This is a genomic window from Trueperaceae bacterium, assembly GCA_036381035.1.
Taxonomy (GTDB): Bacteria; Deinococcota; Deinococci; order Deinococcales; family Trueperaceae; genus DASRWD01.
Map to the genome: position 1 here is coordinate 1 of DASVDQ010000040.1, position 3,832 is coordinate 3,832.

Genomic DNA, 3,832 nt, shown 5'->3' on the forward strand with positions numbered 1-3,832 from the left:
AGGCGTATAAACGCCGTCTTACAGAACTCTTACACGCCGTGTGAAGCACCTCACAGCCGGGCTACCCCCACAGATGGTGGTACAGGCGCGTACCCGACGGCGCTTACCCTCCTCAGCATGAAGCGAACGGCTGGCTTCTCCATGGTCGAGCTCCTGGTGGCCGTCGCCATCGCCGGGGTGCTCCTCGGCGTCGGCGTCGTCGTCTTCAGGCCCGGCCACAACGCGGTGAACCAGGCCGCGAGGGTGCTCGCCGGCGCGGTCACCGAGGCGCGCTTCGAGGCGGTCAAGAGCAACAGGACCGCCTACTTCGTGGTCAGCACGAGCGGGGACGGCGGCTACGGCATCTGCGTCGACGAGAACGAGGACGGCAGCTGCACGTCGAGCGAGTACAAGAAGCAGGTCGAGTTCGGGACCGGCGACTTCGCCAGGGCCACGCTCTCCGCCACGAACCTCACGGGCAACCGCGTGCGGTTCGACAGCCGCGGCGTGCCGCTCGACGCCGTGGCCGGCAAGACCATGACCGTCACCGAGCGGGGCGGCACCTACGCGAAGACGGTCGTGCTCAGCAGCACGGGAAGGACCGAGGTCCGATGAACGACAGACGTCAGGCCGGCATCACGCTGCTCGAGCTGCTGATCGCGCTGGCGGTCATCAGCATCGCCTTCATGGCCTTCGCGTTCAGCCAGCTCCAGAGCCTCCGCTCCACCTCGCGCGCGCAGGTGCTCACAGAGGTCAAGGCGGCGGCGAACCTGGCGCTCGAGACCATCAGCGCCGAGGTGCTCGCGGCCGTGCCGCTCAGCGACTGCACGACCTCGAACTTCTGCGACCAGACGGACGTGGTCAACGGCGTCACGCAGAACCTCAGCTTCAAGTTCATCGACTACTACCGCTGGTGCGCGCCCAGCTCCTACCGCGAGGGCCTGCGCACCTACTTCCGCACGCAGTCGACGCCGAGCGGGGGCGGCCTGCCCACGCCGTCGGCCACGCAGATCGGCCCGTGCGCGGGGTCCGCGACCATCGACGGCGTCGACGTCGACTGGTCGATAGCGCCGCCAGCGACCGTGAGCGGCGCCCTGGACACCGAGGGCGTGCTCGACCTCACGGTCACGGCGACCCACGACCTGGGACAGACGCTGACGATCGGCAGCACGATCACCTGCTACGACGTCTACCCCGCCCCGAAGAAGGAGACGCCGCGGCCGTGCCCGGAGACGCAGCTGCCATGAGGGGCGTAGAGGCGATGAGGGCCGACGTTCCCAAGAGAGGCGACGCCGCCACGGGATCCGACGCGGCCACGAGGCGCGAGGCCTCGCCGCGCGCCAGGGAGCAGGGCTTCACGGTCGTGGAGCTCCTGATCGCCGGCTTCGTGCTGACGGTCGTGCTGGCGGCGACGGGCTTCTTCCTGGCCCAGCAGAGCACCCTCAACAAGCGCACCCAGGCCAAGGCCGAGGTCCAGGACAAGACCAGGATGGTGATGCAGCTCGTCACCTCCGACCTGCAGCTCGCCGGCGCCAGCGTCTACGCCGACGCCAGCGGCGCCCTGCAGACGATCTCGCCCGACCTGGGGATCTGCCCCACCGTCGGGTCGAGGAACTCCTGCCTGGGCGGCTACGACGGCGCCGGCGGCTCGTCCGTGAAGGACCACATCGCGACCGCGTACGTCACGACCCTCAGGCCCACCAACCAGGCGTGCCGCGAGGTGGGCTACCGCTTCTCCGGGGACGACCTGCTGCGCGCCGACAGGGTCTGCACCGGCGCGCACGTCGACACGACGAGCAGCGCGGGCTTCGACACGCTGGCCACGAACGTCCTCGCGCTCGACGTCACCTACGTCTGCTCGAACGGGGTCGTCATCTCGACCGTCCCCGACACGACGAACTGCCCGCCCGGCGTCTCGTACGTGCGCTCGGCACTGGTGTCGGTGGTCGCGCAGTCGGACGCCGAGGTACCGGGGCAGGAGCCGCAGACGTTCACGCTCAGCTCCGGAGCGACGGTTGACTGCGGCGCGGACCGCTACTGCATGGAGCTAACGCAAGAGGTTCTGCTCACGAACCTGAAGGACCGGTGAGGCGATGAACAACAACGTCAGGACATCGGGGATCGCGCTCGTCACCGCCCTGAGCGTCATGGTGGTCGTGGGGATCCTCGTGGCGGGCAGCTACCTGGTCACCCAGATGGAGCTCTCCATCACGCGCAACGACGCCACGTCCCTGCAGGCGCGCTACGTGGCGACCGCGGGTGTGGAGAAGTACAAGGCGGCGCTGTTCCAGTACTTCCGCTACGTGGAGGACTACTTCACCTCGCGCGCCAACCCGCCGCGCACGGCCTGCTACAGCCGCATGGGCGCGGGCCTCGACTGGGACCGCAACGGCACCGTCGAGACCGCCTGGAGCTCCAACCGCATCACGTTCCCGCCCGAGCCCGTTTACGACGCGGACGGCACCACGCGCATCGGCGAGTACACGGTCTCGATCATGCGCGACCCGAGCAACAACAAGGTCTACACGATCGAGGCGCGCGGGAACTCGAACGGCGCGCGCGCCACGGTGCGCTCCACCGTGCTGCTCGACAACACTGGGGTCCTCGAGCAGGCGATCTTCTCGGGCAGCGGCCAGGCGAACAAGTTCATCAACGGCGGCACCACGATCCGCGGTGGGATCTACGTGGTGGGCGACGAGACGCAGCCGGACGACACGGTCTTCCACTCGAACGGCAACTTCGCCCTGCTGAACGAGTACGACCTCACCGACACGGGCCGCTACGGCGACATGTACCTCCGCGTGACGGAGGCGAACCGGACGGCCGACGAGCTGTGCGCCAACCTGCGCGTGATGGACGGCCGCGTGGAGCTCAACGGCTCCGTGCAGCTCGGCACGCCGGACAACACGCTGCTCGGCGTCTACATCGGCGACGACATCGACAGCGACCTGATCATCAACACCACCCTGCTCACGTGCACGGAGACGAAGGGCGTCTGCGCCGACGACGGACCTTCCGCGTTCGACATCACCCGCGAGTTCGCGCCGCGTTTCCCCACCCTCGACTCGCCCCCCAACGAGGCCTCGGACTGCGACCTCTCCACGTGGCGCGCCTGCGTCCACGCCGACTCTGCGGACCACGGGCTGGTGATCAGCAGGTCCTCCGGCGTGATCGTGCCACCGGGCGCGACCTTCAGCGACTCGCCGAGCTGCAACGCGTTCATCGCCGACGGCCTCGCGACGGGCGTGCTGACCTTCGGGAACGACCCGATCAACTGCCTGGCCAGCGGCGGCGGACGGACGTTCGGCTTCAAGTACACGCCGGGCAGCATAGCCAAGCTGGAGATCTACGGGCCCATCGACTTCCGCGGCTTCAACGTCGTCATCAACAAGGACCTCGAGTACTACGCGCAGACGACCACCGGCGGCACCACCGTCAGGAACTCCGCGATCACCGTGGAGAAGGAGGGCGGCCAGGGCGGCGACCTCGACATCTACGGCAGGTTCCTCACCGGCGTCACCGGCGCTCCCGGCTTCCCCGAGCACGTGCTGGCTCTCGTGGTCGAGAACGACGTCTACCAGGGCGCGTCGCAGGTGATGGCTCCCATCTACTCGGGAGGCACCTACAGGACCGGCTCGAACAACATCCTGATCGGGTCGGTGGTCACCGACTACTTCTGCACGACCAAGGCAGGCAAGAACGACAGCAAGAACTCGTCAGACAAGTGCAACGCCGGCCAGAACTCCGAGGTCGTGTACGTGAACACGGGCAACAACAAGCCAGACATCATGCGCTACGTGGACTTCGCCGGCTTCCCCGTCTTCCAGGTGCTGTCTACCGAGGTGCGCTGAGA

General features: G+C 67.8%; 4 protein-coding genes. All 4 read left to right on the forward strand.

From position 1 onward, the window contains the following. Positions 1-117 precede the first annotated feature (117 nt). The 4 genes from VF202_05820 to VF202_05835 are packed head-to-tail and all read left to right on the forward strand — an operon-like array spanning position 118 to position 3,830. Entirely contained in the window at positions 118-594 is a 477-nt protein-coding gene (locus tag VF202_05820; GenBank protein HEX7039609.1) for a GspH/FimT family pseudopilin, read from the forward strand. Then, positions 591-1,226 (forward strand): type II secretion system protein, encoded by a 636-nt coding sequence (locus VF202_05825; GenBank protein HEX7039610.1) that lies wholly within the window; start codon positions 591-593, stop codon positions 1,224-1,226. Before VF202_05820 ends, VF202_05825 begins: the two co-directional genes overlap by 4 nt. After that, positions 1,223-2,068, forward strand: a complete 846-nt coding sequence (locus VF202_05830; GenBank protein ID HEX7039611.1) for a prepilin-type N-terminal cleavage/methylation domain-containing protein — start codon at positions 1,223-1,225, stop codon at positions 2,066-2,068. The genes VF202_05825 and VF202_05830 overlap by 4 nt, the downstream gene beginning before the upstream one ends. Before the next feature lie 4 nt (positions 2,069-2,072). After that, positions 2,073-3,830, forward strand: a complete 1,758-nt coding sequence (locus VF202_05835) for a pilus assembly PilX N-terminal domain-containing protein (protein HEX7039612.1) — start codon at positions 2,073-2,075, stop codon at positions 3,828-3,830. Positions 3,831-3,832: the final 2 nt, after the last annotated feature.